This window comes from Streptomyces sp. (assembly GCF_019510245.1).
Classification (GTDB): Bacteria; Actinomycetota; Actinomycetes; order Streptomycetales; family Streptomycetaceae; genus Streptomyces.
Map to the genome: position 1 here is coordinate 1 of NZ_JAEKKT010000161.1, position 14,590 is coordinate 14,590.

At 71.3% G+C, this 14,590-nt stretch carries 12 protein-coding genes; 7 read left to right on the forward strand and 5 right to left on the reverse strand.

The window, feature by feature from the left end; translation table 11 throughout:
- Both JF597_RS30685 and JF597_RS30690 read right to left on the reverse strand, forming a co-directional pair.
- A partial coding sequence (locus tag JF597_RS30685) for a M4 family metallopeptidase (protein ID WP_294002801.1) occupies positions 1-2,337 on the reverse strand: 2,337 nt, incomplete at its 3' end.
- 256 nt (positions 2,338-2,593) lie between these two features.
- Positions 2,594-3,046, reverse strand: a complete 453-nt coding sequence (locus JF597_RS30690) for a GNAT family N-acetyltransferase (RefSeq protein WP_294002803.1) — start codon at positions 3,044-3,046, stop codon at positions 2,594-2,596.
- 176 nt (positions 3,047-3,222) lie between these two features.
- Here JF597_RS30690 and JF597_RS30695 point away from each other — a divergent pair, with 176 nt between their 5' ends.
- The 4 genes from JF597_RS30695 (at position 3,223) to JF597_RS30710 (ending at position 7,774) form a co-directional block, all read left to right on the forward strand.
- On the forward strand, positions 3,223-3,873 hold the full coding sequence (locus JF597_RS30695) for an NAD(P)-binding domain-containing protein (RefSeq protein ID WP_294002805.1): 651 nt from the start codon (positions 3,223-3,225) through the stop codon (positions 3,871-3,873).
- A gap of 147 nt (positions 3,874-4,020) precedes the next feature.
- Positions 4,021-5,112, forward strand: coding sequence for an MHYT domain-containing protein (locus JF597_RS30700; protein WP_294002807.1), 1,092 nt, complete (start codon positions 4,021-4,023; stop codon positions 5,110-5,112).
- Positions 5,113-5,170: 58 nt separating this feature from the next.
- Positions 5,171-6,673, forward strand: a complete 1,503-nt coding sequence (locus tag JF597_RS30705) for a metallophosphoesterase (RefSeq protein ID WP_294002809.1) — start codon at positions 5,171-5,173, stop codon at positions 6,671-6,673.
- A gap of 66 nt (positions 6,674-6,739) precedes the next feature.
- Positions 6,740-7,774, forward strand: a complete 1,035-nt coding sequence (locus JF597_RS30710) for an LLM class flavin-dependent oxidoreductase (protein ID WP_294002811.1) — start codon at positions 6,740-6,742, stop codon at positions 7,772-7,774.
- A 1-nt stretch (position 7,775) separates the two neighbouring features.
- Here JF597_RS30710 and JF597_RS30715 read toward each other — a convergent pair whose 3' ends face one another.
- The gene (locus JF597_RS30715; RefSeq protein WP_294002813.1) at positions 7,776-8,735 is read right to left on the reverse strand and encodes a TauD/TfdA family dioxygenase; all 960 of its coding nucleotides are present in this window, start codon (positions 8,733-8,735) and stop codon (positions 7,776-7,778) included.
- A gap of 218 nt (positions 8,736-8,953) precedes the next feature.
- Between JF597_RS30715 and JF597_RS30720 the strand changes: the two genes are divergently transcribed.
- Positions 8,954-10,246, forward strand: coding sequence for a hypothetical protein (locus tag JF597_RS30720; RefSeq protein ID WP_294002815.1), 1,293 nt, complete (start codon positions 8,954-8,956; stop codon positions 10,244-10,246).
- Here JF597_RS30720 and JF597_RS30725 read toward each other — a convergent pair.
- Together JF597_RS30725 and JF597_RS30730 are read right to left on the reverse strand one after the other, a co-directional pair.
- On the reverse strand, positions 10,230-12,029 hold the full coding sequence (locus JF597_RS30725) for an asparagine synthase-related protein (RefSeq protein WP_294002817.1): 1,800 nt from the start codon (positions 12,027-12,029) through the stop codon (positions 10,230-10,232). The two genes, JF597_RS30720 and JF597_RS30725, sit on opposite strands and share 17 nt — an antisense overlap.
- 1 nt (position 12,030) lies before the next feature.
- Positions 12,031-12,654 (reverse strand): lasso peptide biosynthesis B2 protein, encoded by a 624-nt coding sequence (locus JF597_RS30730; RefSeq protein WP_294002819.1) that lies wholly within the window; start codon positions 12,652-12,654, stop codon positions 12,031-12,033.
- A 345-nt stretch (positions 12,655-12,999) separates the two neighbouring features.
- Between JF597_RS30730 and JF597_RS30735 the strand changes: the two genes are divergently transcribed.
- Positions 13,000-13,830, forward strand: coding sequence for an aldo/keto reductase (locus tag JF597_RS30735; RefSeq protein WP_294002821.1), 831 nt, complete (start codon positions 13,000-13,002; stop codon positions 13,828-13,830).
- Between the two features lie 48 nt (positions 13,831-13,878).
- Positions 13,879-14,487, forward strand: coding sequence for a DNA polymerase ligase N-terminal domain-containing protein (locus JF597_RS30740; RefSeq protein ID WP_294002823.1), 609 nt, complete (start codon positions 13,879-13,881; stop codon positions 14,485-14,487).
- Positions 14,488-14,590: the final 103 nt, after the last annotated feature.

The following is a 14,590-nucleotide window of genomic DNA, read 5'->3' on the forward strand; positions in this document are numbered from 1 at the left end:
GCTGAACTTCAGGGTGACGGTCGAGCCCGCGTAGGACCCGAGGCTGAAGGACTTCTGCACGTACCCGGAGGCCGCGTTGAGGTTGGAGTACGTGGCCAGCGTGGTCGAACCGGCGGTGACCGTCAGCTTGTCGTACTGGGTGCTGGTGGTGGTCTCGGCCGTGTCGACGTGCAGGTAGAAGGTGAACGTGGTGGCGGTGCAGCCGGCCGGGATCGTCACCGACTGGGACAGCGTGTCGGTGTGCGAGGAGCCGTAGCCGTCGAGCCACGCCTTGTAGGAACCGGTACGGGCCGCCTCACCGCTGTCGGTGGTGATGACACCGCTGGTCGCGGTCCAGGTGGTGTTGCCCGATTCGAAGCCCGGGTTGCCCAGCAGCTGGGTCGAGGTGCAGGTACCCCCGCCGCCGCTGGAACTGACGGTCCACGTGAAGGACGCCGTGCCGGTGGCACCCGTCGAGTCGGTCACCGTGACGGTGGTGCTGTAGGTGCCCGCCGTCGTGGGTGTGCCGGTGATGGCGCCGGTCGAGCTGTTGATGGACAGGCCGGTCGGCAGGCCGGTCGCCGCGTAGCTCAGCGAGCCGCTGTTGGTGCTGCTCGCCGATATCTGCAGGCTCACCGCCGTGCCGACGGTCGAGGACTGGCTGCCCGGGTTGGTGACCGTGACACCCGAGGTGGGCACGGTGATGTGGCTGCCGACGTTGATGCCGGCGAACGCGTTGCCGACACCCGCGTACTGGGTGGAGTTCGTGCCGTAGAGCGCCGCGGCCGCGTTCAGGGCGGCGGTGCGGGCGGCGGAGTAGTTGGTGCTCGACGTCATGTACGTCGTCAGCGCCTTGTACCAGATCTGCAGGGCCGCGGCCCGGCCGATCCCGGCGACGGCGACGCCGTCGGAGGTGGTGCTGTTGTACGTGACGCCGTTGATGGTCTTGCTGCCGCTGCCTTCGGACAGCAGGTAGAACATGTGGTTCGCCGGGCCCGAGGAGTAGTGCACGTCGAGGTTGCCGACCCCGGAGTACCAGCTGTCGGCCGACGAGCCGTCCTTGCTGGGCTTGTCCATGTAGCGCAGCGGGGTGCCGTCGCCGTTGATGTCGATCTTCTCGCCGATGAGGTAGTCACCGACGTCGGAGGAGTTGTTGGCGTAGAACTCCACGCCCGTGCCGAAGATGTCGGAGGTGGCCTCGTTCAACCCGCCCGACTCGCCGGTGTAGTTGAGACCGGCGGTGTTCGACGTGACGCCGTGGCTCATCTCGTGGCCGGCCACGTCGAGGGAGGTCAGGGCGTGGGTGCCGCCGGAGCCGTCGCCGTAGGTCATGCAGAAGCAGCTGTCGTCCCAGAACGCGTTGACGTAGCTGCTGCTGTAGTGGACACGGGAGTAGGCCGCGACGCCGTCGTTCTTGATGCCGCTGCGCCCGAAGGTGTTCTTGTAGAAGTCCCAGGTCATCTGGGCGCCGTAGGCCGCGTCGGCGCCGGCGGTCTGGGTGTTGGAGCCGGATCCGGTGCCCCAGACGTCGTCGGAGTCGGTCATCAGGGTGCCGGTGCCCGACGTGCCGTTGTTGAGGTTGTACGTCTTGTGGCCGCCGCGCGTGGTGTCGTACAGCTGGTACGTGGAACCGGACAGCGTGGTGTTCAGCGTCACCGTGCCGCTGTACTGGGTGTTGCCCGTGCCGGTCTGGACGGCCTGGTAGCGGTAGAGCTCCTTGCCGGTGGTGGCGTCCGTGACGACGTGCAGCTTGCTGGGCGTGCCGTCGTCCTGGAAGCCGCCGATCACGGTCTCCCAGGCGAGCTTCGGGGTGCCGCTGCCGGCCCAGATGACCTTGCGGGCGCCGTCGGCGACGGGCTTCTGCGCGTCGAGGGCCCTGGCCGTCCGGAGCGCCTTGGTCTGGGCGGCCGACTTGCTGTAGGACGCGCTGACCGTGGGGACCGTGATGGTGCGCTTGTTGTTGAAGGTCGTACTCACGGTTCCGGCCGCGAGGGAGGCGGGCGGGGTGTGCACGATCAGGTCGCCGCCGAGGACCGGCAGACCGGCGTACGTGCGCTCGTAACGGGTGTGCACCGTGCCGTCGTTGTCCTTGACGACGTCCTTGACGACCAGCTTCTCCTTGGCGCCGAGGCCGATGGTGCGGGCGGTCGCGGCGGTCTTCTGCTGGGCGCTCCTGAGCAGTGCGCCGTGCTGGGCGGGGGTGAGCTTGGCCTCCAGGCCTCCGGTGCGCACGGGGCTGGGGTGGGGGGTGGCGGGCTTGGCGTTCGCCGGGACCGACTGGATGCCGACGGCGAGGAAGGCCGCGGTGGAGACCAGGGCGGCTCCTACCGTGGCCCGTCTGTGGGGAAGACGTCTCACTCGTACTCCTCCTGCTGCGGCCGCCGGGTCGCGGCCGGTGACAGACCGGGCAGACGGGGATGTGCTGTCCGGGACGAGCTGAGCTGTGCGGGAACCGGGATCCGGGGACCGGGGTGCGTGGTCCGTGATCCGTGGACACGCCGGGCAGAGAGCGTGTGCTGAGCGAGGATTCCAGATTTGACCCGCGCATGTCAGCCACGTAGAGGTCGTTCGAGGGTTTTCCCTATGCACGGCGGGGGGCGAGCCGGAACAGCGGTCACGGGGACGGCGGGCGCACCATGAACACATCCACCGGGTCCTCGGTCTCGACCAGGAACCCGTGCCGTTCGTACAGCCGCCGGGCCGCGCTGCCCCGCAGGACGTTCAGCCGGACGGTGACGCCGTCGCGGTCACACCGCTCCAGCAGCTCGCGCAGCACGGCCGAGCCGATGCCGCCGCCCTGCGCATGCGGGGCCAGATAGAAGTGTTCCAGCCAGTGGGCGTCCGCGGCCGGCCGCAGTGCCACGCAGCCGGCGAAGGCGCCGCCCGCCTCGATCACCCAGGTGTGGTCCGCGTCGTACCCGTCCCGCAGCCGCTGCCGGACCCGCCCCTCGTCGTAGCGCCCGAGCCGCTGCAGATCGCCCCGCAGCACGACGGCCCGGAGTTCGGCCACCTCCTCGACGTCCGCGTCCGACGCCGGCCGCATCCTCCAGTCCGCCGCGCTCGCCATGATCGCCACGCTATCCGCCGCGGCCGGCCGCCGAGGGGGCGGGGCCGGGTACCGGTGCGGGCATCGGGTTCCCGCCCGAGCCGCGCCAAGCCGATCGTTTTATTCTGGTTCATGAGGAATGCGGCTATCGCGCGCCCCCGACCGACCGTCGGCAGCTCCGCGGAAGGGGCTCACGCATGCGGGTCTTCATCGTCGGCACCGGCAACATGGCGGGCGGCATAGCCACCCGGGCCCTGGCGGGCGGGCACACGGTCCGGCTGGTCGGCACGGATCCGGCCAAGGCCGCGACGCTCGCCGACGCGCTGGCCCGGCGGACGCCGGGGGCGGACGTGGCGCCCGCCGTGCCGGACGCGGTGGGGTCGGCGGACGTGGTGGTGCTGGCCGTGCCGTTCGACGCGGCCAGGGAGGTCGTGACCGAGTACGGGGACCGGCTCTCCGGGAAGACCGTCGTCGACATCTCCAACCCGGTGGACTTCTCGACCTTCGACTCGCTCACGGTGCCCGCGGACAGCTCCGGCGCCCAGCAGCTGGCCGAGGCCGCCGCGCCGGGCACGCATCTGGTGAAGGCCTTCAACACCACGTTCGCGGGCGCACTGGTCGCGGGCGAGGTCGGCGGGCTGCCGCTGGACGTGTTCATCGCCGGAGACAACGCGGCGGCCCGCGACCAGGTGGCGGAACTGGTCTCCTCCGGCGGCCTCAACCCGGTGGTCGTCGGCGGACTCCGGCACGCCCGGGAGCTGGAAGGCATGCAGCTGCTGCACATGGCCCTGCAGACGCGCCCCGGGGGCCACGGCTGGATGAGCGCGATCAAGATCGTCGCGCCCTGAGCCCCCCGGCTCCGGCCCGCCTGGAGACCGCCCCCCGTGGCAGCCGTGCCGGTGCCTGGTTCCCACGAGGTGGCCGAAGTCCCGGTGAACGCCCCTGGCTCGTAGTACCTTCCCCCACAACAGCCGTGGCTCTGGGGGGAGTTGGACATGCACGGCACGACGGACGGTTTCCACTACGGCGCGGTGACTCCGGTCGCGGCGTATCTGATGGCCTGTCTGGGCGGGGCGCTGGGGCTGCGCTGCATCGTCAGGTCGCTGTACCACCACGGGGAGTCGTGGCGGCCGGGCTGGCTCGCCCTGGGGGCTGCCTCGATCGGCTGCGGCATCTGGACGATGCACTTCATCGCGATGATCGGCTTCCATGTCCAGCAGGCCACGATCCGCTACGATGTGGGTCTGACGCTGCTCAGCCTGGCGGTGGCGATCCTGGTGGTCGGTATCGGTGTCTTCGCGGTCGGCTACCGGGGCGCGACCCCGGGGACGCTCTGGACCGCGGGCGTCGTCACCGGTCTCGGCGTGGCCGCCATGCACTACCTGGGCATGGCCGCGCTCCGCCTTGACGGAACGATTCACTACGACGGGGTGACGGTCGCCCTCTCCGTGCTGATCGCGATCGCGGCGGCGACGGCCGCGCTGTGGGCGGCCGTTTCGGTGCGGGGCTTCACCGCGAGCCTGGGCGCCAGCCTGGTGATGGGCCTTGCGGTGTCCGGCATGCACTACACCGCCATGGCGGCGGTGAGCGTCGACGTGCACCCGGCGTCCGCCACCTCCTGGTCGAGCGCGTCACCGACCTCCCTGCTGCTGCCCATGCTGCTCGGCCCGATCGTGTTCCTGCTGCTGGCCGGGGTGGTGGTGATGTTCGACCCGCTGCTGGTCCTGGGCGAAGGCGACTGGAACCGGCAGGCCGCCGCGGCGAGCGAGCCGCCCACGGCGTGGGCGGGAGCGGCGCCCTCGCTCCCATGGGGCCGGCGCGGCGGGCGCAGGGCCCGGAACCGCGGTGGCCGCTCGCCGCGCCCGGCACAGGCGGGGGCGGGCCGGCACGGCACGGCGACGTACACCGCTCCGTCCGGCACGGACCGGTACGGCGCCCGGGGGCGCCCGGCGTCCGGCGGCACCGGGCAGTTCGGCACCCCCACCCGGCCGGCAACGGGCGGCGCCGGCCGCTTCGGTGCCCCCGGCCGCCCCGCACCAGGTCCGCAGGATCCCTACGGCGGCCCCTCGAACCCCTACGAATGGTGACCGGGGGCCGCCGAACCCCCGTCCCGCCACCACCTCTTGATCGTTGTACCGTTCCCGCGTGTCTGACTCCTCACGCAAGACCGCAGAAGGCGCCGGCTGGGGCGAGGCCGAGCGCGGCAGCTACCGCCGGCTGATGCCGGATCATGTCGAGAAGCTGTTCTGGTTCAACCCGAGGACCATGTGGGCCGCCCGCAACGGAGTGCTGGCCTCCTGGTTCGGCGACCCGACCGGCCGTACCCGCAGCCGCTGGGTGGCGCAGCGGACGGCCGCCGGGGTGCCCGCCGACAAGGTGATCCGGCGTCATGAGGCGGACCGGTTCTCGTTCATGGTGATCGGCGACACCGGCGAGGGCGACGACTCCCAGTACGCCGTCGTGCCGGGGTTCCTGAAGGCGAGTCAGGACACCGACTTCACGGTGATCGCGAGCGACGTGATCTATCCGGTCGGCACCACCGACGACTACGGAAGCAAGTTCTTCCGCCCGTACCGGGACTATCCGGCGCCGATCTACGCGATACCCGGCAACCACGACTGGTACGAGGACCTCGGCGCGTTCATGCGCGTCTTCTGCGACGACGCCCCGGCCCTCCCCGCAGAACCGAGGCCGCGCCCGCTCACCCGCGCCTGGTGGCGCACCCTGCTGTGGCACCGCCCGCGTCCGGCGGACGAGCAACTCCTCACGGAGGCCCGGAAGTTGCGGCCCAGGCCGGAACAGACGGCGGTACAGCCGGGACCGTACTGGGCCATCGACGCCGGGCCGGTCCGCATCGTCGGCATCGACACCGGCCTGCTCGGCACCATCGACGCCGAACAGGGCGCCTGGCTGCGGGAGGTGTCCCGGGGGCCGCGCCCGAAGATCCTGGTCACCGGCTCCCCGCTGTACGTGGACGGCGAGCACCACCCGTGCGTCATCGAGGGCGGCGGCACGGTCGACGACATCGTCCGCGACCCGGCCCACCACTACGTGGCGGCGATCGGCGGTGACATCCACAACTACCAGCGCTACCCCGTGGACGTGGACGGCCGCACCATCCAGTACGTGGTCGCGGGCGGCGGCGGCGCCTTCATGCACGCCACCCACACCATCCCCCCGGTGACGATCGCGAACGTCACCGAGGACGACTTCCGCTGCTACCCGCTGCGCGGCGACTCCCTCGCGTTCTACAGCCGGCTCTACGGCCGGCGGCTGCGGCTCCGCCGCCTCTTCACCCTCACCGCGGCGGAGGCGACCTCCGTGATCGCCGAGCGCCTCGGCATCAGGCCCGGCCGTACGCCCGCCCCGGACACCCGGATCACCCTCCGCGCGCGCCTGGTCGCGACCCTGCTGGGGGCCGGCAGCCGCCCGGACCGCGGCCCGCGCTTCCGGCTGCCCGTGAAGAAGATCTACACCCAGCTGTTCTCCCCCGGCTCCGCCACCTACACCCCGCCCTTCTTCAAGTGCTTCCTGCGCCTCGACGTCAGCCCCGAGGCGGTACGGCTGCGCTGCTTCGCCGCCACCGGGAACCGCCCGCAGGAGCTGGACCCGCCGGTCGAGGACGAGATCACCATCCCGCTGCGCTGATCACACTCCCGCAATGTTCGGGTGCCACAATCGGGGCAGAACTGACGTACGACCGCTGGAGGACCCGTGCCGTCCACCCCCCGCCCCCTGCGCAGACTGGGCTTCCTCACCATCGGCCTGTTCGACGGCGCTGATCCGGGCCGGGGGCACGAGTCCACGCTGGAGATCATCGAACTGGGCGAGCGACTGGGCTTCGACAGCGCGTGGGTGCGCCACCGGCACCTCCAGTACGGCATATCGTCGCCGGTCGCCGTGCTCGCGGCGGCCTCGCAGCGCACCAGCAGGATCGAGCTCGGCACCGCGGTGATCCCGCTGGGCTGGGAGAACCCGCTGCGGCTCGCCGAGGACCTGGCGACCGTCGACCTCCTGTCCGGCGGCCGCCTCAACCCCGGTGTGAGCGTGGGCCCGCCCATGCACTACGAGCAGGTCAAGGAGGCCCTCTACCCGGACACGGCCGACGTCGAGGACTTCAGCTACGAGCGGGTGCGCCGCCTCCTGGACTTCGTCCGGGGCAAGCCGGCCACCGACTTCAGCGGGGTGGAGGGCTTCGAGGTGTTCTCCGACGTGGTCCAGCCGCACTCCCCCGGGCTGGGGCGGCGCCTCTGGTACGGCGGCGGCAGCCTCGGCTCGGCGCACTGGGCGGGCGAGCACGGCATGAACTTCCTGACCAGCAGCGTCGTACGGGCCGGGGACCCGGCGGACGCGTACGACTTCGCCGGGATCCAGCTCTCGCACATCCGCGCGTTCCGCGGCCGTCACCCGGACGGCGAGGCGGCCCGGGTCTCGCAGGGCCTGGTGGTCATCCCCACCGACTCCGCCACGCCGGAACAGCGCGCCAAGTACGAGGCGTACGCGGCCGCGCGGCTGCCGCGCACCACGGCCCCCCAGGGTCCCGGGCGGTTGCTCTTCGCGCCGGACATCGTCGGCACCTCGGCGGAGATCGTCGAGCGGCTGCACGCGCACGCCGCCTTCCGCGAGGTCGACGAGGTGGCCTTCGCCCTGCCGTTCACGTTCGAGCACGAGGACTACGTCCAGATCCTCACCGACATGGCGACCCGCCTGGGCCCGGCGCTCGGCTGGCGCCCGGCGGCCGGCGCCTGAGTCACCAGCGGCGTACCTCCGTTCCGGTCACCGGCTCCGACGGCTTGCCGTCCACCCCGACCGGCACCTCGCCGTGCAGCATCACCCGGTGCATGACGCGGGGGAAGCCGAGGTGGGCGTTGTCGCTCGGCGCGAGGTGGATGGTGGCCCTGTTGTCCCAGAAGGCGACGCTGCCGGGCTCCCAGCGGAAGCGGACCGTGTACTCGGGACGTACGGCCTGTTCGAGCAGCATCTCCAGGAGTGCGGCGCTCTCCGGGCGGGAGACGTCGGCGATCTGCTCGACGTAGTAGCCGTTGACGTACAGCACCCGCTCGCCGGTCTCCGGATGGACGCGCACCAGCGGGTGCACCGAGGCCACCTGGTGGTCAAGGAGGTGGCGCAGGTACGTGTCGTCACCGGGGCGGGGCTGGTAGCCGACCCCGAGGCGGTGCTCGGCGCGCAGGCCGTCGACGAAGGCGCGCACGGGTGCGGAGAGTCCGGCGTAGGCCGCGGCCAGGTTGGCCCACGTGGTGTCGCCGCCGTACGGCGGGACGGTCTCGGCGCGCAGGACGGTCGCGGCGGGCGGGTCGATCCGGGCCCCGTGGTCGCAGTGCCAGCCGCGCAGCAGGGTGTGCCGGCGCCGCTGGAGCCACTCCTCGTGCTCCATCCCGAACCGGCCGCCCAGTTCCAGCCGGTCTGCCGTGGTCTCCACCTCGGGGAAGCCGGCCGGCGAGGCGCCGCCGCGCCGCCCGAGCACGACCGGTTCGCCGAAGCGGCGCGCGAAGGCGACGTGCCCGGCGTGATCGAGCCGCTGGTCCCGGAAGAAGACGACCTTCCAGCGCAGCACGGCCTCCCGGATCGCCGCGACCACGGCGTCGTCGAGGTCCTGGGCGAGGTCGACCCCGGTGATCTCGGCGCCGATGTACCCGGCGACAGGGTTCACCTCGACCGCCTGGATGCGCGTGCTGTTCTCCGTCGTCATGCGTGCTCCGATCGTCGGTACCGGCCACTGGAGAGGTACCCCGGCGCGGGAGCCGGTGATGCACCGGGCACTCCCGCATCCGGCGGCACGCGGATGGCGAGCGGGCGGATCATCGCGGACGATGATCTTGAACTTCCTGCTGACAAGGCCTCTGGTCCGCCGTGGTCCATGAAGGAGACGCCCGTGAAAGTCGTTGCCACAGGACGGCAGGTGGCCGCGTGAACCTTCGCAAGAACGCACGGGACTGCTCGCGTGAGCGGGCGCAACGGGCGCTGGCCCACAACGGACGCTCACGCGTGTGCCTGGTGTCGGTGCTGCTGGTCCTCCTGCTGACGGCCGCGGCCCTGGGGCATTTCGGTGTCGGGGACCTGGCCAGCGCTTTCACCTTTCCCGGTCGCCTCACCGGTGCGGTGCTCATCGCGGTCGCCTTCACCTCGTTCCTGGGCGCGGCCGCGCTCGTGGACCACTGGCTTTATCACACTTTTCCCCACTCCGGCCTGCTGGCCCTGCTCGGCACGTTCGTGGCCCTCCTGGCCAACTTGACGCTCTTCCTCGAGCTGCTGAGGAATGCCGACTCGATGGGTTGGAAGGGGTTGTTCGGCGCCCTCACACTGGGTTCGGCGTGGGCGGTCTACACCGTCTGGCGGACATTGACCACGATCCCTGCTCCCAAGCGGGTGGCCACGGCGCTGCTCGCCACCACCGCCCTTGCGGTAGGGAATTTCGGCTATCAGAATCTGTACCTGCCGTCACAGCGCGAGGTCAGGCCCGTCATCAAGCTGACCGCGGGGGAGCCGGTACTGAGTCCGGACCGAAAGGCGTTCTCCGTGCCGGTCCAGATCACCCTTGAGAACCACAGCGACCTGAGTTTCGACGTACTGGGGACCGAATTCCACGCCATGGGCCAGCGGGTGCCGTTGATCCGGCAGGACCGGCTCCGCCAGGAGTGGCGAGGCGTTGCCGAACAGTGGACATCATTCGAGGGGACGAATCCCCTGTCACGTAGAGAGAGGTACCAGCCAGGCGACTTGGTCGAGGCACAACCATGGATGCGCTACGGCGATCCGATCGGTGCGAACGACACGGTCAGCGCTCGAGTCGTCGTGCAACTACCCATGGACACGAAGTACGACCAGGTGGCGTTCTACGCCAGCGCGCACCTCACCCGCAAGGACCGCGTGTCTCTCGACCAGTTGAAGCCCGCCACAACGGGTTTCAGCAGCTGGGCCGGCGGGCGGGTGCCCGACTGGCTGAAAAAGCGGAAGGACTTCGATTCCCTCATCTACGAGAGCACGCTTCACGAGAACAACGCCATCGACGAGGAGACGAGGGACACCCGGCACATCACCGTCTACTGGGAGTTCGGCACTCACGGCGTGGACATTGCAGAAACCGTCAGCACGTCGGACGGAAAGGAGGCGCCCGGAAAAGTGGCAGAACGGTACGGCATCCGCATCGTCGAGACCGGGCCGGTGGAGCGCACCCTGTGGGACATCAAGAGCAAGCTGTGACCGGCACCGCCGCCCCAGGTTCCGCAGAACGCCCCTCCCCCAGCCCCTCCAGCCACACCACCAGCGCGAGCGAGCTGTTCACGCGGTCCCAGGCGTACGAGTCGCCGATCCCCCACTGCGCCTCCCGCACCGCCCGGCACAGCGTGTCGACGTCGAACATCTCCGCGACCAGGGGATGCCGTGCGGAGCGGCAGAGGTCGACGAGTTCGTCGCCGTGGGCCCGCAGGCCACGGACGTAGAGGTCGTTGAAGGGGATCTTGGCCGTTCGGCCGTGTATCCGGGGCGGGAGCAGGTCCGCCATGGCCTCACGCAGCACTGTCTTCGGGGGACCCGCCCGGAACGCGGCTTCCGCGGAGACGCGCCGCATCGTCGCGACCACCTCGGGGTCGAGGAAGGGGTGCGAGAGGAAGAAGCCGTTCTGCTGTGCGTAGCGCCACGACAACGGGTCGGGCGCGGCGAGGTAGTTGGCCGCGTCGTAGAGCGACTGCTCCGGCCGGCTCCCGAACACGAAGCGGCTCTCGGCGATGGCGGCCGCCCGGTAGCCGTGAGCCCGCGCGAATGCGGGTCGCAGCCAGGGCGGGCGGGTGAAGGGGCCGAGCCCCCCGAGTACGGTCCTGCGATGACCGAGCCGCGCGAACCGTTCGGCCGCGAGCGGAAGCGACGGGCGCACCACGTGGGTGCCGACGATCTCGCGGACACCCCGTTCGCCGGCCGCGGCCAGGGCTCGTGCCTGCCGGGTCAGCTCCCGGAGCCTGCCGGAGCGGGCGAGCCGGTGCAGTTGCAGGGGGTTGGTGTCGACGACCGGATCGGCTCCACAGCCGGTGAGAAGGATGTCGCATCCCAGGTCCGCCGCAACGGCATGCAGCCGTGTCCAGAACGGGGCGCGGAAGGCGTGCGCGTGGGGTTCGTCAGGGTCGCCCGCATGGTGCTCGAAGTCGTCGAAGTCGGCCACGTCGTCGGCCTCGACGATCACCGGGCGGGCCGCCGGTGCGAGCCGGCGGACCGCGTCCAGGGCCTCCATGAGATACGGCCGTTCCCCGGCCAGTTCTCCCCCGTCGAAGCGCCCGGCGAGCAGGATCAGGTCCGCGTCGGGGCCTTCGCCCTCGTCGAGCAGGCGCGCCGCGAGCAAGGCGACGCTGGTGGAGTCGGTACCGCCGGAGACGTGGCACGCGGTCGTCCTGCCGAGGCGGCGCCCGACGGCCTGCTCCAGGGCTCGGCGCAGCTCCTGCCCGGCCCCGCCGGGAGGGAGTACGTCGGGCGGTGGTGCCGGGGCGCCGGCCCGACGGCCGCGCAGCCGCCCGGTGGCCGAGAGCTCCACCACCTCGCCGCCGAGGACTCGGTGCACCCCGGCGAACGGGGTGAGCCGCGCATGCGGTTGGGCCATGTTCCCGGTCAGGTAGCGGCAGAAGTAGCGGGGTTCCAGGTCCGTCGGGCGGCCCAGGCAGCGCGCCGCCGTGCTGACCGCGATCACGCGGCCACCGGTCTCGCTGAGGAACAGCGGGATGCGCGCCTGCGCGTCCCGCATCAGCAGCACGCGGTCCCGGTACACGAGGACAGCCGCGAAGTCACCGGTCGGCAGCGGCGGTTCGGCTCCGGGGCGGTCGAAGGCGTCGAGGAGGGCGCGAGCACCTGCCAGGCGGTCTCGGACCGAGCCGACCCAGCCGACGACCGCGGCGGTGCCGGCCGGTGTGGAGACCGTCGTCACCAGTCCCTGTCGCACCATGGCGTCGGCGGTGCGGAGACTCGCCGTGCCGGCGGTCCAGTCGAGTCGGAGCGCTTCCATCTCACTGGCTTCCGCAGCCGATCGAGAGGACCGGTGTGAAGGCATGTCCTCGCGGATCGGCGTCCGGGACGCACAGCCCGCCCGCCGACGTCCAGGCGTGCAGGGCGAACGGGTGCTCGCGCACGCCGACATGGAGTGTGGCCTCGAGACCGCGCCGTCGCAGCAGGACGAACGCTGTCACGGCCTCCGCCTTGCAGTCGTCGTCGACGAACCAGCTGGCACGGCCGTGCGCCTGGACCGCTTGTTTCAGCCTTGCCACGTCCGGAGCGGAAGGCACGTCCGCGCGGGTGTAGCCGGGGGCGGCCAACGGCAGCAGCCGAAGGACCCGTCCGAAGCCCAGCGTACGGATCAGCAGGTGCACAGCGCGCAGCCAGATCCCGATCTCGGCGTCGGTGTACGCCTTCCGGCGCGCCGGCGCGCACCCGGCCCGGACGAGGCCGGTGACGAGTGCGGCGCGTTCGTCGGCGCTGCCGTCGGTGAACGCCCGCACATCGGCCGTCGTCATGCCGAGGAAGCGCGTCCGCCTCCAGTCGGCGATGAGGGCCCCGCCGGACAACCTGCTGACACGGCAGTGCGGTGAAAGGATGCGCGTCATGGCCACGAGGGCATCGGTGTCCTCTTCCACCGCGCCTCCTCCCGTGTCACAGGTGCGGTGCGGGTGCGTCAGGACTGGTATCCGTGACCGTCGTAGTCGCCGCCGCTGAACCCCCGGATCAGACGGCCGTTCCCGAGAAGGACAAGGCCATGCGGCCTACGGCGCCACAGGAATCGGATCAACATCGCCTACCTCCAGAGCCAGGTGGCAACGATCAAGTCCAGGCTACTCCGCCCCCGGCGCCCCGCAACCGCGGATTCCGCCGACGCCCAAGGAACGGTGGAACCGGCCCGCCGGGTGACCCGGTCCCGCTTGATCACTGCCCGCCCCGTCCTCAAGGGTGGAGGGACGGCACAGTCGAGGGAAGGTCACATCGTGGTCAGCATTCCGGCGTACACGCTCAACGACGGTACGGCGATCCCCGCCACCGGCCTGGGCACCTGGCCGATGGACGACACGCAGGCCGAGCAGGCCGTTCGCCACGCGCTCGAGGCCGGGTACCGGCTGCTGGACACCGCGGTGAACTACCGCAACGAGTCCGGGGTCGGCCGGGGTGTCGCGAGCAGCGGGGTGCCCCGCGAGGAAGTTGTGGTGACGACGAAGCTGCCGGGCCGCCACCACGGCTACGAGGAGACCCTCGCCTCCTTCGAGGAGTCCCGGCAGCGGCTGGGCCTGGAGTACGTGGACCTCTATCTGATCCACTGGCCCAACCCGCGGGTCGGCACGTACGTCGACTCCTGGCGGGCGATGGTCAAGCTGCGCGAGGACGGTCTGGTGCGTTCGATCGGCGTCTCCAACTTCACCCGGGAGCACCTCGTCCGGCTGGAGAAGGAGACCGGCGTGCTGCCCTCGGTGAACCAGGTGGAGCTGCACCCGCTGTTTCCGCAGGACGAGTTGCGGGCCTTCCACGCGGAGAGGGGCATCGTCACCGAGAGCTGGAGCCCGCTCGGCCGGGACGTCCGGCTCCTCGACGACCCGGCGGTCGTCGCCGTCGCCAAGGCGCACGGGGTGACCCCCGCCCAGGCGGTGCTGCGCTGGCACGTCCAGCTCGGTGCCGTGCCCATCCCGAAGTCGGCGGACGCCGGACGGCAGCGGGCCAACCTGGACCTGTTCGGCTTCGAACTGGACGCGGCCCGGATGGCGGCCGTCTCCGGGCGGTCCCACCGGCGCCTCGGCGGCGACCCGGGCAGCCACGAGGAGTTCTGAGCCGTCCGCCCGGGTACTCGGGGCGCACGACCGAGGGAAGGAGCCGTGGTGGGTGGCGACGACGACCGGTTGCGTACGTACCGTGACAGGCGAGACTTCGGGCGGACCGGGGAGCCGTCGGGAGAGGCGACGGCACCCGGTGACCGGCTCCGGTTCGTGGTGCAGATCCATGACGCCCGCCGGATGCACTTCGACTTCCGGCTGCAGGTCGACGACGTCCTGAAGTCCTGGTCGGTCCCGAAGGGCCCGTCCACCGACCCCGGCGACAAGCGGCTGGCCGTGCCCACCGAGGACCATCCGCTGGCGTACGAGGACTTCGAGGGCGTGATCCCGAAGGGCGAGTACGGCGGTGGCACCGTGATCGTCTGGGACCACGGCTGGTACGAGCCGCTCAGCCACGACCGCAGGGGGCGCCCGGTCGGCTTCGGGGAGTCGCTGGAGCGCGGGCACGCCACCTTCCGGCTGCACGGCTCCAAGCTGCACGGCGAGTACGCCCTGACCCGGTTCCGGGGCCGTGACGGCGAGGACGCCTGGCTGCTGGTGAAGAAGGGGGCCGGCCGCTCGGACGGCCACGGCACGCCCGACCCCCGGCGGGCCCGTTCGGTGCGCTCCGGCCGTACCCTCGCCCAGGTCGCGGCGGACGCGGCCGAGGAGTGACGGGCGGTGTCCGGCCGCATGAGCGGCAACGCTCCACGCCCGTAGGCGGATTGAGCCGTTCCCGCCCCGGCCGGCCGGGCGGGGGCCTAGGGTCACGAAGGTA

Bases quoted from the DNA above. Each gene is read 5' to 3' on its own strand.
- JF597_RS30690 (WP_294002803.1), bottom strand. From the start codon at position 3,046: ATGGCGAGCGCGGCGGACTGGAGGATGCGGCCGGCGTCGGACGCGGAC.
- JF597_RS30695 (WP_294002805.1), top strand. From the start codon at position 3,223: ATGCGGGTCTTCATCGTCGGCACCGGCAACATGGCGGGCGGCATAGCC.
- JF597_RS30700 (WP_294002807.1), top strand. From the start codon at position 4,021: ATGCACGGCACGACGGACGGTTTCCACTACGGCGCGGTGACTCCGGTC.
- JF597_RS30715 (WP_294002813.1), bottom strand. From the start codon at position 8,735: ATGACGACGGAGAACAGCACGCGCATCCAGGCGGTCGAGGTGAACCCT.
- JF597_RS30725 (WP_294002817.1), bottom strand. From the start codon at position 12,029: ATGGAAGCGCTCCGACTCGACTGGACCGCCGGCACGGCGAGTCTCCGC.